Source organism: Paenibacillus sp. VMFN-D1 (assembly GCF_003386155.1).
Lineage (GTDB): Bacteria > Bacillota > Bacilli > Paenibacillales > Paenibacillaceae > Paenibacillus_AQ > Paenibacillus_AQ favisporus.
The window spans coordinates 1,399,033-1,426,031 of record NZ_QRDU01000001.1; the positions used below are offsets into that span (position 1 = coordinate 1,399,033).

Genomic DNA, 26,999 nt, shown 5'->3' on the forward strand with positions numbered 1-26,999 from the left:
TCAGGTCTCCGACCTGAAGCTGTCTTTGTTCTGTATGTAGTATCCCGGACCGGATGACATCTGACCTATACGGGGGCTGGTGAGAGCCTACCGATGGTGAAGAGCGAGGTTGTCCACGAGACTCAGAATCTTCCCTGTGCAATCATGACAGCGCTTAAAAGAAAGGGCTTGCAAAAAAAAGAGGCCTTGATTATAATGGACGCAGGAAGGAAGTAAATCGGTTTACTAAATCGATTTACTTGAAGGTCGGCATTCTGGTATCCTCATAAGCCGATCGGAGCATGAAGGAGGAGGAGGACTATGATGGGGGCAGTATTTGTGCCGACGTCGGTATTTGGCGACACTCCCGGTCTTCAGCACGAATGGACGCAGACGGTTCGCGCCGCCGGCGCAGACGGCATCGAAATCAGGCGGGAATTGTTTCCGCCGGGAAAGCTGCCGCTTGCAGAATGCCGCGAAGCGAACCGGAACAGCGGCTTGCGCTGCATATATTCCGTTCCAATGGAGCTTTGGGACGAAAACGGAAGGCTGAATGAAAAGCAATTGTCGGAGATTCTTGAAGAGACAGGGATATTAAGGCCGGAGATGCTGAAGGTGTCACTTGGCCATTTCGTGGCAGTGGGCGCAGCAAGAACCGCTGGGGTCCGGAAGAGTTCACATGGTCAAGTTAGCCGGAGCTGCGACGAAAGGTTAATCCGTCTAGGCGTAATTCTTGATCAGTACAGGACTTTGCATGGGCCGCTGACCCTGCTGGTCGAGAACGACCAGACACCACATGGAGGCGACGCCGGAAATTTGAAAGCGTTTTTTGAAACGGTAGAGCTCATCGGGCTTGGCGGAGTATTCATGACATTCGATACCGGCAACTGGATATACGCGGGAGAGGAGCCCGTGAAAGCGGCGCTGGAGTTGGCTCCTTACACCGCGTACATTCACTGTAAGCATGTCGTATATTCGGAGGACCATGTGCTGCAAACAGTTCCCATTCCTGAGGAAGAGAACGCCTTATGGCGGGAGCTGTTGGCCCATTTACCAAACTGCGCCTCCCGGGCGATCGAGTTTACAATCCCTGGACCAGAGAGTCTTGCTAAATATCTGAAGATGCTGCGGCAGGCTAGAGGCATGCAGGGAAATAAAAGAGAAACGGAGAGACTGACGAAGGGATGACAGCCATGTTGAAAGATTCGGTAACATTTGGAGAAGCGATGGTCATGTTTATCGCGAGCAGACCCGGCGCATTAAAGGACATTGACACCTTCAGCCGCCGCCTCGCAGGCGCAGAGGTCAATGTTGCGATCGGCCTTTCGAGACTGGGTCTATCTTCGGGGTGGATCAGCCGTCTGGGCGAGGATGCCTTCGGTGAATATATCGCAGAGTATCTCGCCAGGGAGCAGGTGGACATCCACGGGGTTACCTACGATTCCCGCTGCCCAACCGGGTTCCAGCTGAAATCGAAGGTACATGAGGGTGATCCGCAAGTGCAGTATTTCCGCAAAGGCTCCGCCGCAAGCACACTTGGGGTGGACGATGTGGACTTCTGCTATCTGACCGGCTTCAGGCATCTGCACATGACCGGCATACCGCCCGCGCTGACGAAAAGCACCCGTGCATTTGCCTATGCAGCGCTGGAGACGATGAAGGGTGCGGGCAGGACGGTCTCTTTTGACCCCAATCTGCGTCCTTCGCTCTGGTCTTCGAAAGAGGAGATGAGGGAGGTTATCAACGACCTTGCGTGCCGGGCGGACTGGGTGCTGCCGGGGATCGGAGAGGGTGAATTCCTGACCGGTTCAAGGGATCCGAAAGAAATCGCTAGATTTTATTTGAACCGCGGTGTTTCGCTTGTTGCCGTCAAGCTGGGGCCGGAAGGGGCATATTACCGAACCCCGAATGAAGAAGGAATCGTTCAGGGATTCAAGGCGAAGAAGGTTGTAGATACGGTCGGGGCCGGGGATGGCTTTGCCACTGGCTTGATCGAAGGACTTCTGAGGGGATTAAGCATCACCGAAGCGGTGCGGCAGGGAAACGCCATCGGTTCGATTGCGGTGCAGTCCGAAGGCGACCATGACGGATACCCGACCAAGGAAGAGCTTGAGACATATCTTCACAATCATCTGACAGGAGTGAGACAGAGATGAACAACTCGAACCAAAGCGGCTTCGTCGCTTCACGCTGGCTGCGTCTGATGCCGATTGTCTTTATAACGTACAGCCTGGCCTATCTCGACCGGGCGAACTACAGTTTCGGTGCGGCCGCCGGCATGGCCAAGGATTTGCAGATTTCGGCCGGAATGTCTTCGCTGTTGGGCGCGCTCTTCTTCCTAGGATATTTCTTCTTCCAGGTGCCAGGCGCCCATTACGCCGAGAACAAGAGCGCGAAGAAGCTCGTGTTCGGTTCGCTGATTTTGTGGGGGCTGCTGGCGGCGGCTACCGGTATCGTCCATAACGTTCATTTTCTCATCATCATCCGGTTCTGTCTCGGCGTTGTTGAAAGCGCTGTAATGCCTGCAATGCTGGTCTTTCTGAGCCACTGGTTCACGAAAAAAGAGCGCTCGCGCGCCAACACCTTTCTCATCCTCGGCAATCCTGCAACCGTGCTGTGGATGTCCATCGTCTCGGGTTATCTCGTATCCGCTGTCGGCTGGAGATGGATGTTTATTATTGAAGGTCTGCCTCCGATAATTTGGGCGTTCTTCTGGTGGAAGCTCGTGAATGACAAGCCGGCTGAAGCGAGCTGGTTGACAGCAGAGGAGAAAAAGGAGCTTGAGAGCACCCTGCATGAAGAGCAGAAGGGGCTGAAGCCCGTCAAGAACTATGGCGAAGCGTTCCGGTCGCCGCTGGTCATCCGGCTGTGCCTGCAGTATTTTTTCTGGAGCATTGGTGTCTACGGCTTCGTCATGTGGCTTCCTTCGATTATTAAGGCCGCGCCTGACATGAGCATGGTCGCCACCGGGTGGCTGACCTCCGTACCTTATGTGCTCGCAGTAATCGGCATGCTGATTGCATCATACTTCTCGGATAAGACACAGAACCGGAAAGGCTTTGTTTGGCCATTCCTGATGGTCGGCGCCGTCGCATTCTATGCTTCTTATCTGCTGGGAGCGGATCATTTCTGGATTTCCTATGTTCTTCTTATCATCGCCGGCGCCGCGATGTATGCACCGTATGGCCCATTCTTCGCCATCATGCCGGAAATTTTGCCCCGGAACGTCTCCGGCGGCGCCATGGCACTGATTAACAGTATGGGGGCACTCGGTTCTTTTGCCGGATCCTACATCGTCGGCTACCTGAACAGCTTCACTGGAGGCTTCGGCGCCTCATATATATTTATGGCCGGCTCTCTGCTTCTGTCCGCGCTTCTGACTTTAACCGTGGGCAGATCTCGCAAAACGGCGGAATCGACTACGGAGGGAAAGCTTGAGGTGTCGACAAGATGAATATTCAGCTGGCATTGGACCGGATGAGCATACAGGAGGCCATCGATATGGCGAGATGGACCGAACCTTATATCGATTGGATCGAAGTCGGCACTTCTCTCATCAAAGAATTCGGCATGGCGTCTGTAGAAGCGATGAAGCGCGAATTTCCCGGCAAGGTCATCGTAGCGGATGTTAAAACCTTCGATAATGCCATATATGAGTTCGAATTGTGCTATAGGGCGGGGGCTGACGTGGCAACGGTCATGGGCGCATCTCCGCCGGTCACCGTGGATCTCTGTATAAAGACCGCCCGGACATGGGGCAGGCAGGTCATGATTGACCTGCTTCATACGACGCCGGAGGAACAGGCTGCGCTTGCCCGGTACCGGGAGGCGGTTCACTGCCGCCATGTTAGCAAGGACCAGCAGGAGAACGGCACACATCTGACCGGGACGGGCGCATATGGAAACGCTCCGGGTACGGGTGACGCTTTGACCGGAAATAGGAGGGCCGCCCCATCCGGTGCCCCCGGTTCTGCCAGCGTTAGCCCGGCGGAACTTCGGATCGCCGCCGCGGGCGGGATCATACTGGATTCTCTGCCGGGATTGTTGGCGATGAAGCCGGAGGTTATCATCGTCGGCTCCTCAATTACGAAAGCTGCGGACCCGGTCGCCGCTGCCCGATCGTTTCAGGACTGCATCCGGAAGTTAGGGAGAAGGTAGCGGGTCATGCCCGGGTTTTTCATTAGGTGATATGGAAGGACATTAAATAAGCCGACCGAGTTTAGGAAATTCATTACAGTCGAATGTTGAATGTAATTGAATGCGGATGAATTCTGCTTGATCGCGAAGAGAAGGAGAGTCGAATACGATGATGAACAAGCTGGTGACTATACTTGAGGAAGCGCGTGCTGTGCTGGAGGGGATAGACGAGGGCGCCGTTCACGAGACGGCCGCCCTTCTGGTGAATGCGCCCCGGATCTTTGTCGTAGGCGAAGGCCGCTCGGGCCTGATGGCCAAATCATTCGCCATGCGGCTGATGCACCTCGGTGCGACCTCGTATGTTATCGGAGAGACGATCACCCCTTCAATCTCCAAGGGCGATTATGTGGTCGCCGTCTCCGGCTCCGGAACGACGCATGGCGTCGTCTGGACCGCACAGAAGTCACGGGAGCTTGGTGCATCGGTCATCGCCCTGACGACCGACGCCGAATCCCCACTTGCCCGCTCGGCCGGGAGGGTGCTTACCATTCCGGCGGCGACGAAACACCGCCGCGAAGGCGAAACAGCGAGCGTGCAGCCGCTAGGCTCGCTGTTTGACCAATGCGTCCACCTTGTGCTGGACGCAGTCTGCCTGTGCTATGCGGAGTCCCGCGGCGTCGACAACGCCGCGGCATTCAAGCAGCACAGTAATGTTGAATAGCGGCATCGTACTTTTCAATGCAGCTCTCGAGACTTTTATTTCCGATGATGAATAGCCTGGGAGTGGCTTGAACTAGTTATGTTTCAAGTTGGTTGTCTTCGCGAAACCCTGCGATAAGGACAAATTTGGTTTGCTATACAACGAAAAAAATGTACACGCTTAATAGCCGCGTAGCTGCGGCTTTTTTTGTCCATAGGATTGGGGGAATATCCATTATTTCTGAAGTTTTATCAGAAAAATAGCAGGAAAATGCCTTGTGCCTCGAATGTATTGGCACTTCTGGGAATGACACAATGAGATAGGCGCAAAGTTTAATTAAGCCAACGGGCAGGATAGCTTAAACCATTCGAGAATATGAAATATAGAGTTGTACTTTAATCAGTCTCTATTGCCTAAAGTTAGGAGGAGTGATTGGAATGATGGATAAAACAATGCGGAAGTCATTCATGTGCAAATGATTCGTCAGTCATCATTTTTTGATTCGAGGCATGCGGCTTATCCCATTACATATCGATTCGAGAAAGGAGTAGAAGTCTAATGAAGTACGCAAAACTCGGCAGAACAGACATGGAAGTGTCCCGCATTACTTACGGCGCAATGGAACTGGGAGGAGGCAATGCCTTCTCAGGCGGATTGACGCGCTGGGAGCTGAGGCCCGAAGAGGACAACATCCGGCTTCTGCGTCAAGCTTTTGATCACGGAGTCAATTCATTCGATACCGCTGAGCTCTATGGTGCCGGACGTTCAGAGTTTATTGTAGGAAAAGCCTTGGCCCATGTAAGAAAACAATGCGTAATCGCAACGAAGGTAAGCGCTCATCATCTACGGCCCAAAGATATCCGTACGGCCCTGTGGCAAAGCATGTTCCGGCTGAACACGGACTATATCGACTTGTATTACATCCATACGCCCAGTAACGACATCCCGATCGAAGAATCTATGGGAGAGCTGACCAAGTTGAAAGAAGAAGGCGTAATTCGTGCAATCGGTGTCTCCAATTTCTCTCTGGCTCAACTGAAAGAAGCCATGCAATATGGGCGGGTTGACGCGATACAGCCGGAGTATCATATGCTCCAGCGCAGCATTGAAGACGAATTGCTTGACTATTGTTTGCAAAACGACATCAGCATCATGAGCTACAACTCCCTCGCTAAGGGGATTTTGACCGGAATTTTCCACAAAGGCAAAGAAGTGACGGATTTTCGCAAGGAGAGACCTTTATTCCAATCAGAAAACCTGCGGAAGACGGAGGACCTCATCCGTCTCTTAGAGGAAATCGCAGCAGCCAAAGGTGCCACTCTCTCGCAAATCGCAATTAGCTGGCTGCTAGGCCGGAAAGGCCTGACCTCGGCCATCGTGGGCACACAGAACGAGAAGCATTTCTTTGAGAACCTGCATTCCACTGACATAGAATTGACTGAGGAGGAAGCGACCAAGCTGGACGACTTAAGTAAACAGACACTACAAAATCTCGACTAAACATCTAATCATTTGTTCAACTTAGGATCGAAGCGGGGAACGCTTGAACGATTCTTTCTGCAAAGACACAAGAACTAGCTCAGTTCAATAAATCCGAAAAAAACGACAACCTGCAAAAGGCTGTCGTTTTTTCCATTTGCCCTACTTATTGCTACTGCGGTACCCGCAGCGGGGCCTGCCGTGCATTCCCGACGAACTCCTGCATGACCTCATTAAACTTGTCGCGTTCGTCGTAGAACGAACCGTGGCCGCTGTACATGAACGGCACGAGCTGCGAATGAGGGATTAACCGCTGCATCTCCTCCGCCTGGCTGAATGGAATGACCTGGTCGTGAATGCCATGCACGATCAGTGTTGGAACCTGGATGTGTGACAGGTCGGCGGTTAAATCAAAGTCCCGCAGCATGACGATGATCGCGGCCGTCGACCACCCGGCAGCCTGCATGCCCATCTGAACAAACCAGTCCGCGAATGGCTTGCTGATGTACCGGAAGAAAAAAATGTTGGTCACGCCGAGCATCATGTTTGCCCGGTCGTTCAACGACTGCTTCAGCAGCTGCGCTGCCGTCTCTTTGGTGAAGCCGCGCGGCGCCGCTGCGTCGATCAGTACGAGTTTGGATACGCCGCCGCCATTGTACCGCACGACGTATTTGATCGCGATCGCTCCACCGGTCGAATGCCCAGCGAGCACGAAGTCTTTCAATTGCAGCGCATCAACGACGGCGCGAATATCGTCCGCAAGCCGTTCTAAATGATATCCACCGTAGGGTCGGTCCGACTTGCCGAAGCCACGCCAGTCGATGCCGATGCATCGGTAACCCATACCTGGCAGTACGTTGAACTGATATTCGAACTGGTCATGATTGAGCGGCCAGCCATGAAGAAACACAATTGTTTTGCTTCCTGCCGGGTTGATGTCCTCCACATAGAGTTGTACCCCCGGCTCAACTGTCACATAGTATCCCACTGTCAAAGCCTCCGTAAATCAAAATCCTTTCCCGATAGGATACGCGCCCAGCGCCCAAACGTGAATGTCCTGTCGTGGCGTATCCGCGTGTCGGAAGCATGGAAGAACCATGAGGTGGTATTTTCGGTCCACTAATGGTGAGTAGATCAATAGCGAGTAAGGGCCTGCCTTGCAGGAGACGGCCTTTTTATGGGCAAAAAAAGAAGCCGCTGCGGGCTTCTTATTCTTTATGAAACGTATTCTTGATGAATTCCTGTTCCTCTTTCTCCGTAAGAACGCCTTTCGCTTTCCCGATCGACCCATTTTCGATCATCCAAAAAAAGTTGTGATCCTCATCGACGGTAGAAAAGTCGCCTGCCTCCCATTTCTTCGCGATATCGAGCATCCTTGCGTAATTAATCCAACTCGTCCCCTTGACTTGAATGATCTGTTCCAGCAGCTGCACCCGTTCCGGCGTCATTTCGATTGAGACCCACTTTTCCTTGGCCTTTACCTTTTGGTGGGTCATATGGTGCATGATATTGACGACGTCACGCTCTGCAACAACGATCTCGGGCTTTAAAGCGTCTTTCAGCACCAGATCAACTTGGTCATTGTCATCCGTGCGAAGGTTCCCAAGGTCGGTTCGGGTTTGCCCAGGTTTCGGAGCCGGTGCAGGAGTTAGATTCTCGGCTTGTTTACGATCCTCCGGGTCAGTCACTAAAGCATCTATGAAGTGTTTGACAAAAAGGCCAGTTCCAACAACGACGGCAATGGCTGCCACGACAACAACCGTGATAACCCATCTCTTTTTAGTGGACATTTAGAGATTCTCCCGTTAAGTTTGTGTACTTCTTCATTAAATACACTATAGATTTCGGACTATATTCCGTCAATAGTCTGGAAACTTAGAAAAGAACCTGATGATGTAGCTCTTAAAGCCAATGGAGAGCGCTGTAAGAAGGCAGATATGTTGGGTCAAGCAGGTCAGAATTGTGGGTGTCGTATCGGGCTTTCTAAACAGTATCATATTTTGACATGATTCATCGTTATGATTAACCCATCAAGAAAAACAAATGAATTGATCAAATCAAAAAAAGGAGCTGGGATGATGGCAGCATTTACTATTGAGGAGAAAGACAGCTTTATCGTTGTAGGGATTGGAACGGAACTGAAGAGCGAGTACACGGACTATGCGGGCATGAACAAGGAGAAGGAAAACTTCTCGCGAACCGTGGAGCAGGATGGAAGGCTTGACGCATTAAAGGCTGTTGCTGCGAACGACTACACTTTCGCCGTAAACGAGCTGGTAAACGGTAAGAGGATGTATTATGTCGGCGTCATGACAGAAGCATCGTTATCGGAAGAACACAGAGAGATCCAATTCCCTAAAGGACCATACCTCGTCATTAATGGCGAAGGGAAGACGGCAGATGATTTAAGTCGTACGCTTACCGGCATTGCCTTTGGTCAAATTTTACCCGAAGCCGAAAACTTCGCCTATGTCGGCGGGCCCAATGCAACGGTCGAGATGGGGCACCGTGACAACCTTGTATACGGGGAAATGTGGATCCCGGTTGTGAAGAAGTAAATAAAACAAAACAAAACCTTAGGAGGAATGGAAATGAATACAATTACCAGTAATGAAAAAATAACGAAGGTTGAATCCCGTCGGATCGGAAAGACGGCCGCTTATTGGACGGTCACCATCATTCTCGCATTCTCTATTGCATTAAGCGGGATCGGGCAATTGATGCGATTGGGTGGCAATGTTGATTTAGTGACTCATATTGGTTACCCGTTATATATTACTTACATTCTCGGGACTTGGAAATTGCTTGGAATCCTTGCGATCGTCATGCCAGGTTTCCCCCGTCTTAAGGAATGGGCTTATAGCGGTATCTTTTTTCTAATGACGGGCGCCACCTTATCTCATGTGTTCGCTCACGATTACGGGGTGGGTGGATTCAATGTAATTCTTCCGCTTTTCTACGCCGCGCTTGGCATAGCTTCCTGGGCACTGCGTCCGAAAAGCCGCAGACTCTAATTAAAGCGTGACATGACGACACCTCATTCGTGATCCGATGGTCTTCCCCTGCCTAATATTAGGTAGGGGAGATGCGGGAGGGGACAATTGGTTGCCCTCTAAACAGTATCATGTTTTGACATGATTTATAGTTATGATATGCCTATCAAGTGATTAAGCCAATGAATTGATTCAATCAAAAAAGGAGCAGGAATGATGGCAACGTATACCTTTGAGGAAAAAGACAGCTTTAGCGTTCTTGGTATTGGGACGGAGCTGAAGAGCGATTACACGGATTATGCCGGCATGAACAAAGAGAAGGAGAACTTTTGGCGGTCCGTGGAACAGGATGGAAGACTTGAAACGTTAAAGGCTATTGCTGCGAACGACTATATTTTTGCGGTAAACGAAGCGGTAAATCACAAGATGATGTATTATGCTGGCGTCATGACAGATTCGTCGATCCCGGAAGAACACAGGGTGATCCAATTCCCAAAGGGACAATACCTCGTCGTTAAAGGCGAAGGGAAGTCGGCTGATGAGTTGAGTAATACGCTTACTGGGGTTGCCTTTGGTCAAGTCTTGCCAGCGACCGAACATTACGCTTATGTTGGCGGACCCAATGCAACGGTTGAGATGGGGCAGCGAGACGGTTTTGTATATGGGGAAATGTGGATTCCGGTTGTCGAGAAGTAAACGAGATTAGCAAGAGGCATGTTGAGCTTATTTATACGCTAGGAAAACCCCGTTTCTATGTAAAGAAAGGAAAACCCCGTTTCTATGTAAAGAAGCGGGGTTAGTTTATTTTTCACTTCTATAAATAATCGCACTAAAAGGTTGAGTAATCTGTGCCGTCTGTGCCGCCTATCAGTTATCGCCAGCTTCTTTACCGGCCTTGCCGTCGGCCAAATCGTCCGCTGACGTATCCTCCGAAATGGAACCACCCTCCGTGGAGGAGGATGAAGCATCCTGCGATGTCTCGTCATCCTTGACCGGCTTCAGCGTCAGCTGGACGGAACGCTTACCATTCTTGTCCGTGACGAGCTGCTCGCTGACGTATCCTTCCCCTTGGACGGTAACCGAGCATTTCAGCAAGGTCAAAATATCCAGCGCATCGCGCAGCGATTCTCCTTTTAGGTCCGGCACCGTCATTTTATCGGTCTCCTCCGTGAGCAGATAGATGCGCTGCCCCGGACTCATCGGCGTCCCCGCTGCCGGGAACTGCCGGATGACCGAGGCACCCTTGCCAATGGACTCAAAATCGACACCGGCGTTCAGCAGCTTTTGTTTGGCCTCCTTCACCGCCAGCTTCGTCAGCGTCGGAGCCTCAGGACGTTCCACCGTCGTTTTGCCATCTGACGTTTTTTTGGTGTTTGACTTCGGCACGCCCATGTAAGGCAGGGCCTGGGACACGATTTTCTTAAAGATCGGCGCCGCCACCATGCCCCCGCCGACATCCGGATCATTCGGCTGGTCCACAATGACAATAAGGGCAATCTTCGGATCGTTCACCGGCGCAAAGCCGATAAAGGAGACGACGGATTTCGAATAATCCGGTAATTTGTCGGGACCGTATTTAACTGCGGTACCTGTTTTACCAGCGACGCGATAACCTTCGATATATGCGTGTTTTCCGGTACCGATCGCCCGGTCTGCCACAACCTGCTCCAGATAGCTGCTCGTTTCCTTGGCGGCTTCCGGGGAAATGACCTGACGGACGACGTCTGTCTTTGAGGATTGGGTTACTTTCCCGCTATCCGGGTCCGTGACTTCTTTAATAATATGAGGTTTCAACAGTTTTCCGCCATTTGCCACCGCGCTGATCGCTGCAAGCTGCTGGATCGGCGTCACGGACACGCCGTGTCCGTAGGACGCGGTCGCCACTTCGACCGGACCCGGCAGATTGATCGCCATAGAAACTTCCCCTGGCAGTTCAATCCCGGTCTTCTGGCCGAAACCGAAGTCGTTTATATATTTCAGCAGCCGGTCTTTCCCGAGCATTTCCGATCCCAGCTTGACAAACGCAACGTTACTGGAGCGCTTCACGCCCTCCAGGTACGTGATCTGCCCCCATCCCGAGCGGACAATGTCATGAAGGGGCGTATGCGTGCCTTTCACGTAGATTTGTCCGGACTGGTAGAAGGCGTTCGGGTTAAACAGTTTCTCCTGCACCGCACCGGCGAGCGTCACGATCTTGAACGTGGAGCCCGGCTCGTACGTAGCCTTCACGGCATAGTTGAAAAAGTCCTTCTGATCCGTCGCGGGATCCCAATACGTATTCGGGTTGAACGTCGGTAGGTTCGCCATCCCGAGAATTTCCATTGTCTTCGGATTGGCCGCAATGACCGTCATGCTGATTGGCTTGTACTGCTCATACGTTTCTTTCATCGCGTCTTCGATATAATACTGGATCGTATCGTCGATCGTAAGCTTTACATTTTTACCATTAACAGCTGGCTTGTACACCATATTTGCTTGGGGAAGCTGGTCTCCATGCCGGTCGCTCTCGTATTTCATTTCTCCGGGGGTACTTTTGAGGTAATCATCCAGACTTGCCTCAAGTCCGGCTACAGCCTCACCGTCCCGGTCGGTATAACCCAAAATATGAGCAGCAAGTGTTCCCTTTGGATAATACCGCTTCTGCTCCTTAAGCAAACCCAGCCCGGTCTCCATTCCTTTTTTTTCTTTCTCAAGCTGGTCCATTAACTTTTTGTTGAAATCAGCGATCTGAGACTTTTTCGTTTCGTTAATTTTCCACCCTTCATTCCGGACTTCACGGTTTTTATGGTATTTGCCTTTTTCGTCCTTGGCTGTTACAAGTGCCCTAAGCTCGCTTTCATCCTTGCCCAAAATGCTGTGCAGTCCTCCGACAATCTCGTCCTCCAGCCCGTTCTCGTGGATGACAGCGGGATTGACGATGACCGTATAAGCTGGCACATCGGATGCGAGAACGTCGCCGTTCCGGTCCGTGATCATGCCGCGGGTTGCCGGAATCGGGACCTTTTTCGTCCACTGGAATACCGCCCGCTCGTGCCAGTCTTGTCCTTTGACAACCTGCAGCGTAAATATCCGAATCAACAGAACAACAAAAAGAAGGGTAATAAATCCTCCTATGAGCAGCGCGCGAAGCTTTATTCTTTTAATCATACTCAGCCCTCACAAGTTCTGTACCCTCAATGTAAATGTAATATTTCTCTCCGTGTTTCTTACGGATATCCTTTTGTGCCTTCCACATTTGGCTTTTGTAATTGCTTTCAGTACGGTTTAATTTCGTCATAATATCACCCCAGGACAATTTTAATAGAAAAATCCCTAATTGGCTATACATGGAAATTGAGTTCCGTCAAAGACGTACGGAGATACAAAGTAAAACTGGCTTCAGGCATGAAGCTAATGGGCAGGTTAGTCACAATAATATGATATATTTGGGTAAGGATTAAAGGAAAATAGTGCGCTCAATAAGGAGGGCAGAGCAGGGATGGCAACCACAATAGGGCTCATTCGACATGGGGTTACCGAGTGGAATCACCTTGGCAGGGCTCAAGGTATATCAGATATACCTCTAAACGAAACAGGAATACAACAAGCAACGGCATTGGCCAATAGACTCAAAAGCGAAACATGGGACATGATTTTCTCCAGTAATTTGACCAGAGCTAGGCAAACTGCTGAAATAATACGGCAATTACTAGGAGTAGCCTCTGTATTCACTGATGAACGTATTAGAGAAATAAATTGCGGGTTAATTGAGGGCACCACTAAGGAAGAACGTATTGCTCGTTGGGGAGTGAATTGGCGCGAGCAAAAACTTGAAATGGAAGATTTCAAAATGGTTGCCGAGCGTGGGCTATCATTTCTCGAAGAAGTGAGTATCGGTCATGCTGGAAAGAAAATTTTAGTTGTAAGTCATGGAGCATTGATTGGTTTGTCATTGCAGCATCTTTTGCCGCAGCTGTTCGAAAAAACATATATAGATAACGCTTCATTAACTGTTCTTACGCATATAGAAAACGAGTGGGAATGTCAATTGTATAACTGCACCAAACACTTTTAGTAACTATGAGAATAATTTAACGGGGGTGTTAGGAACTGATCAAAATGACCTGTTTTGATAAATGAACGGACGGAGCCAGATTTGAGTTTTAAAGATTGGGAGGGAAGAGCATGAAAGATCAGCGTTCAACCTACAATATCCAAGGTGCTGTTTTAGGGTTTCAAGAGGAAATCGAGCGGTTGAAAGCACAAGCAACGATGGGTTGGCAGAAGGGGCTACGAGCCTTAAAATGGTACGGATTGCAAAATGGTATGAGTGTATTGGAAGTTGGCAGCGGACCTGGATATATAACTGAGCAATTACTTAATAGCTTACCCGACAGTCATATTACCTCTCTCGAAATCGATAGTACTTTACTCGAACAAGCCAAAAAATTACTAGGTGACGTTCCACCTGAACGAATAAAATTTGTGGAGTCGTCAATTTATCATATTGATCTACCCGATAATTCATTTGACTTTGTAGTCGCACGATTAATTTTTCTCCACTTAAACAATCCACTTGAAGCTGCACAAGAGATTTATCGAATACTCAAGCCTGGTGGGAAACTAGTAATCATTGATATTGACGATGGAGTGTTTGGTACGGTAAACCCGGAAATCCCATCATTACATACTATATTAAAGAAAATCTCGGATTATATTGCACAGAAAGGTGGAAATCGATTCATAGGCAGAAGTCTACCACGTCTCTTATTAAAGAGTGGATTTATTGATATAGATATTGATTCAGTAATTCAACATAGCGATGTTCATGGTATTGATGGGTTTAAACGACAATTGGATATGAATCGTTTTGTACATTTTTATAAAAATGGTGTGATAAATTCAGATGAATTTGAACAAATGAAACAGGCTTCTGATGCGATTAATAATAATTCACCTGATGCATATGTGATGATGAATTTTATTACTGCATGTGGTACAAAGCAGCATTGATAAGATGTAAGAAGGGCTCCAATTTAGTTAACGGGTATCGATTAACTTAAGGATATATCTAGCCCATTGGTCGTATGTTGGAACTGAAAGGTTTATTAGAATTAAGAATAGGGCGAGGATATTATGACAATAACAAAGTGGACTACGAAATTATTTTCAGTATTAATGATTGTTACTTTGCTGAATCAGTTAATTTTCTCATATATCTACTTATCCGACCAATTATATAAATTTTCGTATCCATGGGGCGATGTTTATTGGATTGGTACAGGATTAATTGGAATGATAATTGGCGTAATCGGTGTGATTAGCCTCGGGAGTCGGATGCTATTCTCTATAATTTCAATACTTGAAATCCTTTGGGGATTTGTACTTTTAGCTTTACTTTTTTTGGCTTTAGGAATCACTTCAATGTAATTCATATCCTTTCCTTTTGGTCGACAGAATCTTAGAAATTATTGGGGGAAAGAAAGCCATTGGAATTAAAATGTGACTTTCAATGATCCTTATTTCCTTGGTCACTTCCCCGATTATCCCGTGATGCCTGGAGTCTTGAGTATCCGATACGTGAAAACAATTCTTGGTCGTTTATATATTTTTAAGGAGAATTCTTGAATGGTGACATCTTTGGAGACCCAATTAGATCGTGTTATCTGTAAGCAAGATTTCCCCGTCGGTGGAGCTGTTGTCGTAGTCAAAGATAGTCAAGTTTTATACGGCAAGGGGTTTGGTAAATCCCGTTTGGGTAGAAATGAAAGAGCCTTTACAACGGACACCATCGTTAGTATTCAGAGTATATCGAAGAGCTTTACAGCAGCAGCATTATTGCAGCTTGTGGAAAAAGGGCTTTTTGAACTCGACACTCCCCTTGTGAAGTATCTTCCATATTTTCGAACAACTGATAAATTGATGAGTGACTCGATTACAGTCAAACAATTGTTATCACATACCGCTGGATTCTCGGGCGATCTAGGGATTGGTAATTTAATATCTCCCAACGCATCCGAGTTTAATGTTTTTGAAAGTCTAAAGGCACATTTTGGAATTACCGATGCTGTCCTTCAAAGTATCAGTAAGCGCGAGGATGTAACTAAATACTTTAATTCAGTTGCTTTATCTTATCCGCCGGGCTCCAACTGGAGTTATTGCACGGACGCTTATATTGTGGCAGCTGATCTATTTGAGAAGGTTAGCGGATTTAAATGGGATGACTATATGGAGAATGTCTTGTTTAGAAGTTTCAAGATGAACAGGACCACACTGCATGTTGAACGAGTGCAGCAAGAAGAAGATAGTGCTCAATATTACACAGCAACAGATAGCATTTTACATAACATTATCAAGCCAAATGTTAATATGGATGTGTTTGAGTCTCCGTTTCCAGTAAACCTTTTGGGTGCCCCGATGGGGTTCATATATTCAACTGCAAATAACTTAGGCGGATATTTATCATCGTATATGAGTAAGCATCCTTTCATGCCTCAGTCTATGATTGACCTCATGTATGAGCCTGTGTGGAAGTTTGATAGTGAAAATGGCTACGCTTTAGGTTGGGGGACAAGAGAGGTGGGGAGCCGTACTTTTATTGAGCATGGAGGCGGATTTCCGGGTGTTAGTGCCTACGTCAGTATGGCTCCATCGGACAGAGTGGGTGTAGTCGTTGTATCCAATCATGATAAGACACTAACTCAACAGATTTGTTATAAAGTTTTAGACACGTTATTCCAAATATGAATGCTTTTACTTCAATTCGCTTTTGGAAGGAAAAAGAAGAAAATAGGCACATTGCTTTTCTTATCGCTGCTGTTTTATTTTTATTATCATTTTATATATTAATAAATAGGCCTTAATTTATAGAGGTAATCTGATTAGGTAAATTTATTCATTAAATGAATCAATCCGGGCAATTCTACCGGCAGTTGAATAAAGCGGATGTGCCGATTCAACCAACGCTTGATAGGATGACGTTTTTGGAAATGTTATGCTGTTTTCGACAGTGCGCACTGTACTTTTTGTTTAATCGGAGGTAGGTATACGATGCTCGACTTACGTAAAATTGGAGCTTATATTTCGAAGCTTCGCAAAGAACGGGATCTGACACAATTGGAACTTGCCGATCAACTGAATGTAAGCCATCAAGCAGTATCGAAATGGGAACGGGGCGACTCGTTACCGGATATCGGAACGCTTCCGCAATTGGCTAGATTATTCGGCAAAACGGTAGACGACATTTTAAATGCAGGAGAGCACACAGAAGTTCGGGAGCACCTGCACCTAGGAACGATCGTGGAGGAGATCGCAGAGAACAAGCCGGAACAAGTTGCAGAGAGAGTTAATGCCGGTGAGGTGGAACTGGAAGAGCTTGTAGAAGTAGCGCCGTTTGTAAAAGCAAGCGCTTTGCATAAGGTGACAGAACGATTAGACAGCAGCGTCCTTAAGTTAGACGTAATCTTGAGTCTGGCGCCGTTCCTCGGAACAGATACATTGGATGAACTGGTTCGTCAAGTAGAAGGAAGCGAAATTCTGTGGGATGCCATTACCGGACTTGCTCCATTCGTTAGCAGTGACACATTAAACCGACTGGTAGATCAATCGATTGACGGCTCTTTAGAAGTGGATCGTATTGTTGAAATTGCTCCGTTTCTTGGAAGAGAACAAGTAGATCGGTTGGTACAACATGTCGAAGAGGGTGGCTTGAGCTGGCATTTGGTCCAAGAGCTGGCACCTTTCATCAGCAAAGAGACACTAAATCGTTTGGTAGACCGGGTTGTAGACGGCACCATCGATGCGAACCGGATCGTAAGCCTCGCCCCTTTTCTGGGTAGGGAGCAGGTGGATCGGTTGATACTAGAAGCTGAAGAAGGCAGCGTGAGCTGGGATGTCGTGAATCAACTGGCACCATTCATCAGCAGAGAGACATTAGGTCGTTTGGCAGATCGGGTTGTAGACGGCACCATCGATGCGAACCGAATCATTAGCCTCGCTCCTTTTCTGGGTAGGGAAAATCTCGAAAAGTTGATAGATGGAGTCGAAGTTGAACAGCTTAGCCCGGATCTGCTGGCAAGTCTTGCTCCTTTTATCGATCAAGGAACATTGAGCAGAATGGTAACAAACTTATTAAATAAAGTAAAATAGCCGCGGAGGTTCGGAGCTTGGTGATCCAGATACCGTCGGCGATCCCCTAGAGGTGCCCGCTTGATATCCGGTTTTTCATCGATGTTCGGATCAATAAACCAGCAAGGTGCTGGTCAATAGGTACCGGCGTCAAGTTAACGGGGAGCAATACGACGGCATCCGGCCAACATCATCGGCTGCCGTCGCAATGTTAATAGGCAGGATCGTACAACTTTCGGTTGACGAAGGTGTCCTGCACTGAATATAACAACTGGTGCTACAACCGCATAAACCATGGCAGATCCTGCGTCTGAAACAGACCTAAAGCCGTTTAACTTTGGCTGCTGTCGGCGGATGTAACTACTTGAATTCGGTACTTTATTTCCTTGATCGAATCTGGGTTTATCGCGGGTTCCATTGCACTGCGCAAACCATTTTGAATGGCACGATCCCATTCCACTTCATTCTCCTGTAAGTATTCATATACCTCATTCGGGAGATCTACAACTAACTGGACCTGTTTGGGATCTCGGGCGGGGTTGATTTTGGCCAACCACTCAAGCTCGTTTTCGGATGCATTGATATACACTGGTTTTTTGCGGAATTTGGGCCGGGGTGAGACCGTTTTTGATCGGCCCTTATTTTTCTTGTTCACCAAAAGCCTTTTCCGCCTTACTCACATTGGATAAATCAGTCTATGCATCCGATGGGATTTTGGGCCGGGCGAGAGGGCTCATATTGTAACCATGGCATGGACGGGACATGAGGATTTTGCGGGATGCAGTCCCAGATCCACCGAAAGATCATGACATAAAGGCCTCCCCCTCAAGACATATGAAGAGGAGAGGCCTTAAAATTAAATTGAAATCGGATGGGTAACTTGTTCAAATGAACCTTATCACAAAGGCACAAATTATAGGTATGTTTTTACGTAGGCTTGATTTTGTTATTAAAAGCTCTATAATTATGTTTAATAGATTAAACCAATGAACTTAAGAGGTGAATGGCATGAGCCAGCAAACAGAGGATATTTTACAACAATTTAAAGATTGTATCCCTCTATTGGAGGTGCTGACCGATGTAAACCGGCAAGCTATAATTATGCTGTTAGCACAGAACAAATCGGGGCTTAATGTGAATACAATAGCAGGCCATATCAATTTGTCCAGACCGGCTGTATCCCATCATTTAAAGGTATTGAAACAGTCTGGTTTTATTAAATCCGAAAAAAAAGGCGTAGAAAACTACTATGTGTTGACTGTCCGTAAACCACTTGAACAACTCAAGACATTAATTATTGCCGTTGAAGACGAATGCGATGGTCTCAATGATTAACCAAAAAGGTTAAGCTCTAGTGAGCTTTTACTCAACATTTGGTTTAATTGTTTAAACCAATAATCATATTATTAGGAGTGATTTGAAATGAAAGCTATGACCATTAACAAGTACGGAAAAAATGTTCCATTAGTCATGACTGAACAACCTATGCCGAATATCGGAGAACATGATGTACTGGTGGAAATTCATGCAGCCAGCTTAAATCCTATTGACTATAAAATTAAGGAAGGGAAAATGAAATTATTATTGAATTACAAGTTTCCTCTAATTTTGGGGAATGATTTTTCAGGAGTTGTAGTCAAGGTGGGCAGCCGGGTCAATGCATTTAAACCTGGAGATGAAGTTTACGGAAGACCACGCAAGAACCGGATCGGAACATTAGCGGAGTTTATTGCTGTTCATGAGGAAGATATTTGTCTGAAGCCGGAGAATCTCACCTTTGAAGAGGCGGCATCGATACCGCTGATTGGACTTACGACTTACCAAGCATTTGTTGATATCTTAAATCTCCAAAAAGGCCAAAAAATCTTGATTCACGCAGGTTCGGGGGGTGTAGGAACCTTCGCCATCCAATTGGCCAAGCTGATGGGTGCATTTGTTGCTACAACTGCAAGTGAAAAAGGCTATGAGTTGGTCAAATCGTTGGGGGCCGATCGAATTATAAATTATAAAAAAGAGAATTTTGAAGAAATTCTTAACGGATATGACGCTGTTTTTGATACTTTAGGTGGAGAAGCTTTGGACAAATCATTCCGCATACTGAAACCAGGCGGACAAATTGTATCCATTTCCGGCATGCCGAACGCCAGATTTGGAAGAGAGGCGAAACTGGGTTGGGTGAAAACAACCATTTTGTCTATCGCGAGCCGTAAGATCAAAGCCAAAGAGAAAAAGAGCCAAACGACGTATCACTTCCTTTTTATGAAACCGAGCGGAGAACAATTAAAGGTTATAAAGGGGTATATTGAAGGCGGACTCATTAAGCCGATTATTGATAAGGTGTATCTTTTGAAAGATGCCGAGCAAGCCTTTCATTACCTGGAAAGCGGAAGGGCTAAGGGAAAAGTAGTCATTAGAATTAAGTAAAGTAAGACGACACGTGAACAATAAATATCCATGCACGAGTTACAAAAATCCATTCCACGTCTAACCCATTAAGCATAAACTATTGTTATGATTTGGCTAGTAAAGTGGAGGGTGTAGATGGATTATATACAACATTTAAGGTCAATGGTAGGGAACGAGAAGGTTATTATGGTTGTTGCTGGTGCAATTGTTTTTGACAAAGAAAACCGAGTCCTGATGCAGAAACGTTCAGATCATGGTCAATGGGGTTTTCCTGGCGGGTTTATGGATTTAGGAGAGAGCGTTCAAGATACAGCAAGAAGAGAAGTTTACGAAGAGACGGGACTTACATTAGAAGAACTTAAGTTATTCGGGATCTATTCTGGCCCACAGTATGACAAAACATTTTCTAATGGCGACCAAGTATCACTAGTCCTTATATCATTTGTTTGTGATCAGTATAGTGGCAAGTTAGTTGAAAGTAACAAGGAGTCGATTCAAAATAAATTTTATTCTCTCAAAGAGTTACCACAGAACATATTCACCGAACATAAGATGCTTATTGATGATCTATTATCGAATAAACAGCTACCGATTATTGGTTAAAGTAGGGCGATCCGAGCAAAAAAATCAGGGTCGGGACTAATTTCATTAAATAGCAGCCTGCCATGGGACTTTTTCGATTTTCGTGCGTTCTATCTATAGACGATACAGTCTATAGAATTTCTATGGAGGAGTGGCCGATGCATGGCAAAGACACAATTGGAGGATATCTCCGTACGTTTGCGCAACGCCCGTATTAACCGTAAACTAACGCAAATGGAAGTATATCGTTTGACACAGATCAACAATAAAACCTTGAGCGCGTATGAAACCGCAAAAACCGAACCGGATCTGGTATCGCTGTCTAGGCTAGCCGACCTGTACAAGGTGTCCACCGATTGGATTATTACCGGATTTGAGTTCAAAGGAACAGGCAGGTCAGAAGATGCAGAGGCCGAAATTGGCCGGCTCAAGGACAAGCTTAAGGCACGGGAGCAGATCATCCGGGGAATCCGGGAACTCGTCTCGGAGTGAAAATCTACCATTTGCAAAACGTCAATAACTATCATAAACGTTTAAAAGGCTGGATGGAGAGGTTCCAAAGAGTGGCCACAAAGTACCTGGATAATTATCTTTACTGGTTCAGCTTCCCTTCAGCAAAGTAAGAAGTTGGCTGAAAAGGAGCAGATAAACCAAATCTCCTCATTGCTTGCCAAAATTCAAATAGCATCACCGTCAATTCTTACGTGAGGTATAAAAAACAGCCATTCCTATGTTGGAACGACTGTATTACTTATTCCGCTAAAGCCCCCGTTACTTGAATAACTTATACCAGTATAAAGTGGTTTCAATATTAGGATTATATGACTGCTTTAGTGTGTCAACTCCACCTAGTATAAATCCTTGTTTCACATAAAATCTGCATGCACCAAGATTATCATCTTGTGCTTCCAAGGACATTCCTATAAGTTTTCTTTGTTTTGCCCACTCTTCTGCTTTATTTAAGAGCAACTTCCCGACTCCGCTGCCTCTATAATCTTTTTTAGTAGCAATGTTTTCAATATAACAGAAGCGATTCCAATCCTTAATTATTCTAATTTGTCCTATGCAAGTATTATTCATATAAGCTAAAAACAAAGTTTTATCCTCTCGGTTTATATATTGGCTCCAATCAAGTTTGTCATCGGGAAAACGTGTTTCTCTAGTTTCATCAAAAAGAACTTCTTTATAAGACCACCTTCCTGATTGTAAACTGGGGACAACTCTACCAAATAACTTAAAATAATCATTTGTCATATTGATATCCTCTATTAAGTCATTATTTAATGGAGAAATAATGAGTTTACTTTCACTACCCAATATTACACACTTCCTTTTAGGATGTTTTGAAAATATTTTATTCAAGGATAATTAGACCCTATCTTATTCAACATTACTGCCCGTAAGCCATCCATGCAGCACAAATTCAGTGCTGCACCACAGAGAATGAAAAATAGAGTTACTTTTCATAGTAGCTGAATAAGTCTCTCTTTAGATAATACCATAAAAAGTAAATTACTCCTTGTTATAATTAAAAGAAACAATCCTTACGAGAAGAGCCTTTGAATAAAATAGCACTGCTTTACAGATTAAACTAACGGACGATAGCCCGGCGATGGAACTCGCCCAACCAATTGGACAGACGCATGTGGAATCTTATCGTTATAACCCCCATTATAAAGTATACTCTTGCTGGCAATGGACAACGCTTAAGTAATGTTAAATAACTATTTTCTTGCGCAGGAGGTCATCGCTAATTGAAATTTGAACTTGGACGTTGCTTGCTGAATGAACGATTGATGGAATCCAGTAAGTCAGTGGAATGGCTGGCAAAAGACTTGCTTTTTAAACCGGAACGGGTTTATGACTTTATTGATAACAAAAGAGTGATGCCACTCAAAGTCGCCATATCGATCGCCGATTCACTCGGCTGTGATGTTCGTGATTTGTATGAATTAATTCCGAACGAATAAGAAGTAAAAGGAGATGGGGAGGGTCTAGCCATGGGCATTAGGAATTATCTGATTGAAGGCGTCTCTGGTACCGGCAAAACTTCGGTCTGCAAAGAATTGCAGCGACGCGGCTACCATGCCATTCACGGTGACCGTGAATTGGCTTATCAAGGCGATCCGGAAACGGGGATACGGACGGATGGTATCATGCATGAGAACCACATTTGGCATGTCGATAAAGTAAAAGCTCTGGTCGCCAATCAGGATGAGGCGGTAACATTTTTCTGCGGTGGTTCTAGGAACTTTTCGAAATTCATAGATCTATTTGACGGCGTGTTTGTCCTTGACGTCGACCTTGACACATTGAACCGGCGGCTTGATGAGCGACCGGAGAATGAGTGGGGTGGAAAGCCATCAGAACGGAAACTCATTGCGCGTTTGCACCAAACGAAAGAAGACATTCCGAAAAACGGAATGATAATTGACGACACCGCGCCGATCGAGCATGTCGTTGACGAGATCATCCGTCAAATCAAATAAAATAATCGCCGATGAGAGTAAATTATTGACACTTACGGATTGCCTTAGCCCAATACACCGTCGCACCTGGATACGAACTGTCCCATCCACTGAGGTAACAGAGAATATTAGCATCATAAAGACGAGCTGTTAACTGGTCACAACGATTGCATAACGCTGATGGTAGGTTCAACTATAGTTATTCTATTATTGACTGAATCGAGATTGATGGTTGCGCCAATCGGCAAAGCAGCTTTATAAAAGCCATGACCTGTGGCAAGGTTCGTTATCAGCGGCTTACCGAGAGGTACAACAAATTCGTTGATTATATCCTCATAGGATTTGCCATAAGCTGCCTGGCAGCCTGAGCACTCTCCCATAATAATGCCGATGCAGTCACGGAATTTTCCGGCAAGCTTCAAATGATTCAAGTACCTGTAGACGGTATTGGTAGGTTCATGAGTTTCTTCTAGAACAAGAATTTTACCCTTTGTATCGATTTCGAAAGGCGTACCCAACGTATCGACAAAGGATGTCAGATTACCGCCAACAAGCTGCCCAGTAACGTTGCCCGGAACACGGCTGATCTGCGGCATCCCAGGCGGATTGAAGATGGTCCGGGTTGATGAATACACGGATGTCGCAGAGAAAAACTGATCGAAATTATAAGCGGGCGTATCGGGTTTGAAGTCAATAAGCAGCAGACTATGGAATGTTATTAAATCTACATATTGATGCATTACGTTTAATAGTACCGTTATATCGCTGTAACCTGTCACAATTTTTGGGTTATTGCGGATCACCGTATAATCAAGGTAAGGAAGAATCCCCGCCACTCCTGTACCGCCTCTGGTGGGTAGGATCATTTTAACCCGCTCGTCTTGAAACATCATCATCAAATCAGAAGCCCGCTGCTCGTCTGTGCCGGCAAGAAACCCGTTTTGTGCATATACATATTGACCCAATACAACGTTGAATCCCATTGCTCTCAAAATTTCGATCCGTGCATTAATTACGTCTGCAGCGAGCGGACTCCCCAAAGTAACGACTCCAACGGTATCGCCCCTCTGCAACATTGGCGGACTTATCGGCATGTGCTGATCTTCCTTCCTGAAAATAGAAGAAGCCATTGTCATATCATATCTTTAGAGTATATTGGCAAAATCCCAAGCACAGTACTAAAAAGGAGCTTGAATGAACGAAGAAACCCTCTTTTATCATTTTCGGCCATGCTCCTCGGGCACACGCCATAATTCAGAGGCAGCACCTGTTCTTTGTTGGAACGGCGTCTATGCTTTCCCTTATAATTAGAATGATATGGAAGTTGATCTGCGATGAAGGTGGTGGGGAACTCGATGAAAATCGCGGTAGGGTTTGTACACGGCATTGGAAAGCAAAAAGAACATTTTCATGAGGCGATGGCAGGGCTTATTAGCAAGCGGTTAAGTGAAATATGTCCAGCGGTAGAGCTGGTCAGCAAGGGGATTTATTGGGCGGACATCACGGACCGGCTTGAAGATGAGCTCAAGGAAAAGCTTGCACCTGACCATTTGCACTGGAACAAGTGGATCGATGCTCGGGGGTACGCGATCAGCTTTCTAGGTGACGCGATTGCCTATCAACCGCTGCCCCACAAAGCAGGTGACGATGATAGGAACTACATCTACACCGCAATTCACGAACGATTTTATGAAAAGCTGCAGGAGCTCGCGCAGTGCACAGGACCCAGCGCCCCGCTGTGCATCATAAGCCACAGTCTTGGTACGATCATCGCGAGTAACTTCATATACGACCTGCAAAACGGCAGGCTGCCAAGCGGCAAGCTTGCATCAATAAGTGAGAACCCTTCTGCACTCGTTCGTGGTGATACGCTAACACATTTTTACACAATGGGCAGCCCGATCGCGGTCTGGACGATGCGGTATAACGACTTTGGCAAGCCGATATCGTTTCCTTCGCCTGCTCTTTTGGCCGAAGGGCTCCCATACGGCGAATGGGTTAATTTCTACGATAAAGATGATGTGATCGCCTATCCGCTCAAGCATCTAAGCGCGGAGTATGATGCGGCCGTGACAGAAGATGTGGAGGTCAGAAACCCGGGTTTTCTGGCCAGCACCCCACTTAATTCACACGGCGGGTATTACCGTTCTAAGACGGTCATCGAGCGGATTGCCAAATCGCTTGCGGACCTTTACGACCAAACAACCCGACAATCGATTCGTTAAGCCAGCGCCGGCAGCCTGTAATGATGAACGGCTAAGCTATTCCAACGATAGCCAAAGGCGCTATCCATCTACGCCGGTCCGACCGTTCATTCTGAATTCCGTCGGCGTGAGACCTGTCTCCTGCTTGAATTGATAACTGAAATAGTGAAGGCTCTTAAAACCGAATCTTTCCGCGATCAATTCCAGCTTCTCGCCCTGCAGAAGCGCGAGCTTCGCCCGTTTGATCCTTTCTCTGATAATAAAATGCTTCGGTGTCACCCCCATTTCATGTTTGAACAGCTTGGTGAAATGTACCGGATGATAGCCGCACAAGCTGGCAAGTGCGGCAACCGACCAGTTTATGCCGGGCTCATCCTGCATCGCTTGAATGGCCGGTTCGATCTTGTTCCTCGAACCTTGTACGTGGTCGTTCCCGAGCAGCTGCCGACAGATCAGGGTAATCGCCTGCATCATAAGCGAACGCAATGTCAGCGTATATCCCGGTAGCTCGGATTCGTATTCATTAACCATTTTAGACAGGATCGGTTCAAGTCCGGCAATCGTTAGCAGGGTTGGAATCTTGACTTCTCCGTAAGACGGTATATGAAAAACGGACAGTTGCGGGGCACTGATCGAACCCGGATCGCCATATTTGATTTGGAGTCCGGGATGGACGGGCAAAGGAGAAGAGGCGTGCCAATGGAAATGAACGCTGATATAATCAGTCGTTCGAATAGCCGTCAGCTTCGTTTGGCATTCCGGACCGTAACAAACGCATTCTCCCGGCCGAATGGCTACTTTTTGTCCTCCAATCTCGAGCTCTGCGCAGCCGGACACGACATAGAAAAGCTGATTGTCGGGGATCTTCCGGTACCCCCAGTCCGTTCCCGCATCCGCCGTTGCCCTGGCAGAAAAATTGACCGTTGGCGTAATCATGTCTAATGTACCGGTATACATGACCAATCTCCTCCGTCTGAAGCTTAAACTTGAAAATACCCAAAAAGATGATGGATTTCGGAAAATACAATAATGAGCATACCATCTATGATAAATCTTATAGAAGGCGTTTACATCCATCATTATAAAACGGGCGGGAGCGTGAGGTAAGTTGCTGAATGCAAATCAATTGGCCGAATTCGAGAAAAACGGTTTTGTGAAGGGCGGCATTGTCTTAAACGACGAGGAAGTGGAGCGACTGCGCGAGGAGCTTGATTTAGTCATGGAAGGGAAGTCGGTGAATAAACCGGTACTGAACCGAAACATGCTCGCGGAAAGCAGCGATTCCCTTCATGAGGGGATGAAAATGACGGTCAGTGAGAAAGTAGTGCAAATCGTCAACATTTGGATGGCCAGCGACGCTTTCTTTCAGCACGCCGCTCACCCGGTCATTTGTGAGGAGATCGCCCAGCTGTGCGGCACCGATACGCTGCGGATATGGCATGATCAAATCCAATACAAACCGCCCGTCTCCGGCGGTCCGACACACTGGCACCAGGACCACCCGCTATGGCCGATCATTCAGCCCGCGGATTTGGTCAGCGCTTGGGTCGCGCTCGACGATGCGGTCATCGAGAACGGCTGCATGTGGATGGTGCCCGGCAGCCATAAGTGGGGGAATCATCAACAATATTTGGCGAACACGCCCGATTTCATGCCTTACCATCGTCAGCCGGAGCTGCTGCCGAAGGAAGCAAAAGTGGAAGCGGTACCGTTTGAAATCAATAAGGGGCAGGTTGGCTACCACCACTGCCTCACTTGGCACGGAAGTCCCCACAACCGTTCGGAGCGCAAACGGCGGGCAATCGCCGTTCACTACATGCCGGGACATACCCGTTACGAACCGGACGGCAGCCATCCGATGCTGTCATATGTCACGGTTAACAAAGGGGACATTCTGATGGGCGATCATTTCCCGGTCGTCTATTCATCAACCGCCAACAGATGA

General features: G+C 47.1%; 28 protein-coding genes and 2 pseudogenes. 23 read left to right on the forward strand and 7 right to left on the reverse strand.

Annotation, left to right across the window (positions count from 1 at the left end; genetic code table 11):
* Window positions 1-300: 300 nt before the first annotated feature.
* From C7820_RS06545 to C7820_RS06570, 6 genes are all read left to right on the forward strand, one after another.
* On the forward strand, window positions 301-1,167 hold the full coding sequence (locus C7820_RS06545) for a sugar phosphate isomerase/epimerase family protein (RefSeq protein WP_116230250.1): 867 nt from the start codon (window positions 301-303) through the stop codon (window positions 1,165-1,167).
* Entirely contained in the window at window positions 1,164-2,135 is a 972-nt protein-coding gene (locus C7820_RS06550) for a sugar kinase (protein ID WP_116230251.1), read from the forward strand. The genes C7820_RS06545 and C7820_RS06550 overlap by 4 nt, the downstream gene beginning before the upstream one ends.
* Entirely contained in the window at window positions 2,132-3,433 is a 1,302-nt protein-coding gene (locus C7820_RS06555) for an MFS transporter (protein WP_116230252.1), read from the forward strand. The genes C7820_RS06550 and C7820_RS06555 overlap by 4 nt, the downstream gene beginning before the upstream one ends.
* Window positions 3,430-4,137, forward strand: a complete 708-nt coding sequence (locus C7820_RS06560; protein WP_116230253.1) for an orotidine 5'-phosphate decarboxylase / HUMPS family protein — start codon at window positions 3,430-3,432, stop codon at window positions 4,135-4,137. Before C7820_RS06555 ends, C7820_RS06560 begins: the two co-directional genes overlap by 4 nt.
* A gap of 151 nt (window positions 4,138-4,288) precedes the next feature.
* Window positions 4,289-4,837, forward strand: a complete 549-nt coding sequence (gene hxlB, locus C7820_RS06565; protein WP_116231661.1) for a 6-phospho-3-hexuloisomerase — start codon at window positions 4,289-4,291, stop codon at window positions 4,835-4,837.
* A 537-nt stretch (window positions 4,838-5,374) separates the two neighbouring features.
* Window positions 5,375-6,316 carry an aldo/keto reductase gene (locus C7820_RS06570; RefSeq protein WP_116230254.1) on the forward strand — a complete coding sequence of 314 codons (942 nt, stop codon included), beginning with the start codon at window positions 5,375-5,377 and terminating at the stop codon, window positions 6,314-6,316.
* A gap of 151 nt (window positions 6,317-6,467) precedes the next feature.
* Here the strand turns inward: C7820_RS06570 and C7820_RS06575 are convergent, their stop codons facing one another.
* Together C7820_RS06575 and C7820_RS06580 are read right to left on the reverse strand one after the other, a co-directional pair.
* Window positions 6,468-7,283, reverse strand: coding sequence for an alpha/beta fold hydrolase (locus C7820_RS06575; protein ID WP_116230255.1), 816 nt, complete (start codon window positions 7,281-7,283; stop codon window positions 6,468-6,470).
* A 220-nt stretch (window positions 7,284-7,503) separates the two neighbouring features.
* Window positions 7,504-8,085 (reverse strand): DUF6241 domain-containing protein, encoded by a 582-nt coding sequence (locus tag C7820_RS06580; protein WP_116230256.1) that lies wholly within the window; start codon window positions 8,083-8,085, stop codon window positions 7,504-7,506.
* A gap of 288 nt (window positions 8,086-8,373) precedes the next feature.
* Here C7820_RS06580 and C7820_RS06585 point away from each other — a divergent pair, with 288 nt between their 5' ends.
* The 3 genes from C7820_RS06585 (at window position 8,374) to C7820_RS06595 (ending at window position 9,984) form a co-directional block, all read left to right on the forward strand.
* Complete coding sequence (locus C7820_RS06585; RefSeq protein WP_116230257.1) at window positions 8,374-8,853, forward strand: GyrI-like domain-containing protein; 480 nt, start codon at window positions 8,374-8,376, stop codon at window positions 8,851-8,853.
* Between the two features lie 33 nt (window positions 8,854-8,886).
* Window positions 8,887-9,309 carry a DoxX family protein gene (locus C7820_RS06590; protein WP_116230258.1) on the forward strand — a complete coding sequence of 141 codons (423 nt, stop codon included), beginning with the start codon at window positions 8,887-8,889 and terminating at the stop codon, window positions 9,307-9,309.
* A 195-nt stretch (window positions 9,310-9,504) separates the two neighbouring features.
* Window positions 9,505-9,984, forward strand: a complete 480-nt coding sequence (locus C7820_RS06595) for a GyrI-like domain-containing protein (RefSeq protein ID WP_116230259.1) — start codon at window positions 9,505-9,507, stop codon at window positions 9,982-9,984.
* A gap of 171 nt (window positions 9,985-10,155) precedes the next feature.
* On the opposite strand, the gene C7820_RS06600 is transcribed toward C7820_RS06595, so the two are convergent.
* On the reverse strand, window positions 10,156-12,435 hold the full coding sequence (locus C7820_RS06600; RefSeq protein ID WP_116230260.1) for a penicillin-binding transpeptidase domain-containing protein: 2,280 nt from the start codon (window positions 12,433-12,435) through the stop codon (window positions 10,156-10,158).
* 331 nt (window positions 12,436-12,766) lie between these two features.
* On the opposite strand from C7820_RS06600, the gene C7820_RS06610 reads away from it, so the two are divergent.
* The 5 genes and pseudogenes from C7820_RS06610 to C7820_RS06635 all read left to right on the forward strand — a co-directional run bounded on the left by C7820_RS06610 (window position 12,767) and on the right by C7820_RS06635 (window position 17,415).
* On the forward strand, window positions 12,767-13,342 hold the full coding sequence (locus tag C7820_RS06610; protein WP_116230262.1) for a histidine phosphatase family protein: 576 nt from the start codon (window positions 12,767-12,769) through the stop codon (window positions 13,340-13,342).
* Between the two features lie 110 nt (window positions 13,343-13,452).
* Window positions 13,453-14,280 (forward strand): class I SAM-dependent methyltransferase, encoded by an 828-nt coding sequence (locus C7820_RS06615; protein WP_116230263.1) that lies wholly within the window; start codon window positions 13,453-13,455, stop codon window positions 14,278-14,280.
* A 433-nt stretch (window positions 14,281-14,713) separates the two neighbouring features.
* A pseudogene (locus C7820_RS06625) lies at window positions 14,714-14,841 on the forward strand (ApeI family dehydratase); the annotation flags it as partial.
* 54 nt (window positions 14,842-14,895) lie between these two features.
* Window positions 14,896-16,014 (forward strand): serine hydrolase domain-containing protein, encoded by a 1,119-nt coding sequence (locus C7820_RS06630; RefSeq protein WP_116230265.1) that lies wholly within the window; start codon window positions 14,896-14,898, stop codon window positions 16,012-16,014.
* Window positions 16,015-16,317: 303 nt separating this feature from the next.
* Complete coding sequence (locus C7820_RS06635; protein ID WP_116230266.1) at window positions 16,318-17,415, forward strand: helix-turn-helix transcriptional regulator; 1,098 nt, start codon at window positions 16,318-16,320, stop codon at window positions 17,413-17,415.
* A gap of 310 nt (window positions 17,416-17,725) precedes the next feature.
* Here the strand turns inward: C7820_RS06635 and C7820_RS06640 are convergent, their stop codons facing one another.
* Window positions 17,726-18,052 (reverse strand): hypothetical protein, encoded by a 327-nt coding sequence (locus tag C7820_RS06640; RefSeq protein ID WP_116230267.1) that lies wholly within the window; start codon window positions 18,050-18,052, stop codon window positions 17,726-17,728.
* 350 nt (window positions 18,053-18,402) lie between these two features.
* Here C7820_RS06640 and C7820_RS06645 point away from each other — a divergent pair, with 350 nt between their 5' ends.
* The 5 genes and pseudogenes from C7820_RS06645 to C7820_RS33780 form a co-directional block, all read left to right on the forward strand.
* Window positions 18,403-18,729, forward strand: a complete 327-nt coding sequence (locus C7820_RS06645; RefSeq protein ID WP_116230268.1) for an ArsR/SmtB family transcription factor — start codon at window positions 18,403-18,405, stop codon at window positions 18,727-18,729.
* An 87-nt stretch (window positions 18,730-18,816) separates the two neighbouring features.
* A complete protein-coding gene (locus C7820_RS06650; protein WP_116230269.1) occupies window positions 18,817-19,818 on the forward strand; it encodes an NADP-dependent oxidoreductase in 1,002 nt (333 codons plus the stop codon).
* Between the two features lie 117 nt (window positions 19,819-19,935).
* The gene (locus C7820_RS06655; RefSeq protein ID WP_116230270.1) at window positions 19,936-20,403 is read left to right on the forward strand and encodes an NUDIX hydrolase; all 468 of its coding nucleotides are present in this window, start codon (window positions 19,936-19,938) and stop codon (window positions 20,401-20,403) included.
* 141 nt (window positions 20,404-20,544) lie between these two features.
* Window positions 20,545-20,874 carry a helix-turn-helix domain-containing protein gene (locus tag C7820_RS06660; RefSeq protein WP_116230271.1) on the forward strand — a complete coding sequence of 110 codons (330 nt, stop codon included), beginning with the start codon at window positions 20,545-20,547 and terminating at the stop codon, window positions 20,872-20,874.
* 2 nt (window positions 20,875-20,876) lie between these two features.
* A pseudogene (locus C7820_RS33780) lies at window positions 20,877-21,161 on the forward strand (hypothetical protein); the annotation flags it as partial.
* Here the strand turns inward: C7820_RS33780 and C7820_RS06670 are convergent.
* Complete coding sequence (locus C7820_RS06670; protein ID WP_116230272.1) at window positions 21,154-21,699, reverse strand: GNAT family N-acetyltransferase; 546 nt, start codon at window positions 21,697-21,699, stop codon at window positions 21,154-21,156. The pseudogene C7820_RS33780 and the gene C7820_RS06670 overlap by 8 nt on opposite strands.
* Window positions 21,700-22,136: 437 nt before the next feature.
* Between C7820_RS06670 and C7820_RS06675 the strand changes: the two genes are divergently transcribed.
* Entirely contained in the window at window positions 22,137-22,352 is a 216-nt protein-coding gene (locus C7820_RS06675; RefSeq protein WP_116230273.1) for a helix-turn-helix domain-containing protein, read from the forward strand.
* A 30-nt stretch (window positions 22,353-22,382) separates the two neighbouring features.
* Window positions 22,383-22,871, forward strand: a complete 489-nt coding sequence (locus C7820_RS06680; protein WP_116230274.1) for an AAA family ATPase — start codon at window positions 22,383-22,385, stop codon at window positions 22,869-22,871.
* Window positions 22,872-23,008: 137 nt separating this feature from the next.
* Here the strand turns inward: C7820_RS06680 and C7820_RS06685 are convergent, their stop codons facing one another.
* On the reverse strand, window positions 23,009-23,944 hold the full coding sequence (locus tag C7820_RS06685) for a S66 peptidase family protein (protein WP_116230275.1): 936 nt from the start codon (window positions 23,942-23,944) through the stop codon (window positions 23,009-23,011).
* Window positions 23,945-24,205: 261 nt separating this feature from the next.
* Here C7820_RS06685 and C7820_RS06690 point away from each other — a divergent pair, with 261 nt between their 5' ends.
* On the forward strand, window positions 24,206-25,075 hold the full coding sequence (locus C7820_RS06690; protein ID WP_147306257.1) for a chemotaxis protein: 870 nt from the start codon (window positions 24,206-24,208) through the stop codon (window positions 25,073-25,075).
* Between the two features lie 60 nt (window positions 25,076-25,135).
* Here C7820_RS06690 and C7820_RS06695 read toward each other — a convergent pair whose 3' ends face one another.
* Complete coding sequence (locus tag C7820_RS06695; protein ID WP_181908951.1) at window positions 25,136-26,011, reverse strand: AraC family transcriptional regulator; 876 nt, start codon at window positions 26,009-26,011, stop codon at window positions 25,136-25,138.
* 151 nt (window positions 26,012-26,162) lie between these two features.
* Between C7820_RS06695 and C7820_RS06700 the strand changes: the two genes are divergently transcribed.
* Window positions 26,163-26,999: a phytanoyl-CoA dioxygenase family protein gene (locus tag C7820_RS06700; protein ID WP_116230278.1), complete on the forward strand. Its 837-nt coding sequence runs from the start codon at window positions 26,163-26,165 to the stop codon at window positions 26,997-26,999.

Coding starts and splice junctions, on each gene's coding strand:
- C7820_RS06650 (WP_116230269.1), top strand. CDS start 18,817: ATGAAAGCTATGACCATTAACAAGTACGGAAAAAATGTTCCATTAGTC.
- C7820_RS06635 (WP_116230266.1), top strand. CDS start 16,318: ATGCTCGACTTACGTAAAATTGGAGCTTATATTTCGAAGCTTCGCAAA.
- C7820_RS06685 (WP_116230275.1), bottom strand. CDS start 23,944: ATGCCGATAAGTCCGCCAATGTTGCAGAGGGGCGATACCGTTGGAGTC.
- C7820_RS06610 (WP_116230262.1), top strand. CDS start 12,767: ATGGCAACCACAATAGGGCTCATTCGACATGGGGTTACCGAGTGGAAT.
- C7820_RS06690 (WP_147306257.1), top strand. CDS start 24,206: ATGAAAATCGCGGTAGGGTTTGTACACGGCATTGGAAAGCAAAAAGAA.
- C7820_RS06545 (WP_116230250.1), top strand. CDS start 301: ATGATGGGGGCAGTATTTGTGCCGACGTCGGTATTTGGCGACACTCCC.
- C7820_RS06645 (WP_116230268.1), top strand. CDS start 18,403: ATGAGCCAGCAAACAGAGGATATTTTACAACAATTTAAAGATTGTATC.
- C7820_RS06585 (WP_116230257.1), top strand. CDS start 8,374: ATGGCAGCATTTACTATTGAGGAGAAAGACAGCTTTATCGTTGTAGGG.
- C7820_RS06655 (WP_116230270.1), top strand. CDS start 19,936: ATGGATTATATACAACATTTAAGGTCAATGGTAGGGAACGAGAAGGTT.
- C7820_RS06680 (WP_116230274.1), top strand. CDS start 22,383: ATGGGCATTAGGAATTATCTGATTGAAGGCGTCTCTGGTACCGGCAAA.
- C7820_RS06660 (WP_116230271.1), top strand. CDS start 20,545: ATGGCAAAGACACAATTGGAGGATATCTCCGTACGTTTGCGCAACGCC.
- C7820_RS06560 (WP_116230253.1), top strand. CDS start 3,430: ATGAATATTCAGCTGGCATTGGACCGGATGAGCATACAGGAGGCCATC.
- C7820_RS06580 (WP_116230256.1), bottom strand. CDS start 8,085: ATGTCCACTAAAAAGAGATGGGTTATCACGGTTGTTGTCGTGGCAGCC.
- C7820_RS06590 (WP_116230258.1), top strand. CDS start 8,887: ATGAATACAATTACCAGTAATGAAAAAATAACGAAGGTTGAATCCCGT.
- C7820_RS06595 (WP_116230259.1), top strand. CDS start 9,505: ATGGCAACGTATACCTTTGAGGAAAAAGACAGCTTTAGCGTTCTTGGT.
- C7820_RS06570 (WP_116230254.1), top strand. CDS start 5,375: ATGAAGTACGCAAAACTCGGCAGAACAGACATGGAAGTGTCCCGCATT.
- C7820_RS06600 (WP_116230260.1), bottom strand. CDS start 12,435: ATGATTAAAAGAATAAAGCTTCGCGCGCTGCTCATAGGAGGATTTATT.
- C7820_RS06695 (WP_181908951.1), bottom strand. CDS start 26,011: ATGTATACCGGTACATTAGACATGATTACGCCAACGGTCAATTTTTCT.
- C7820_RS06550 (WP_116230251.1), top strand. CDS start 1,164: ATGACAGCCATGTTGAAAGATTCGGTAACATTTGGAGAAGCGATGGTC.
- C7820_RS06630 (WP_116230265.1), top strand. CDS start 14,896: ATGGTGACATCTTTGGAGACCCAATTAGATCGTGTTATCTGTAAGCAA.
- C7820_RS06555 (WP_116230252.1), top strand. CDS start 2,132: ATGAACAACTCGAACCAAAGCGGCTTCGTCGCTTCACGCTGGCTGCGT.
- hxlB (WP_116231661.1), top strand. CDS start 4,289: ATGAACAAGCTGGTGACTATACTTGAGGAAGCGCGTGCTGTGCTGGAG.
- C7820_RS06615 (WP_116230263.1), top strand. CDS start 13,453: ATGAAAGATCAGCGTTCAACCTACAATATCCAAGGTGCTGTTTTAGGG.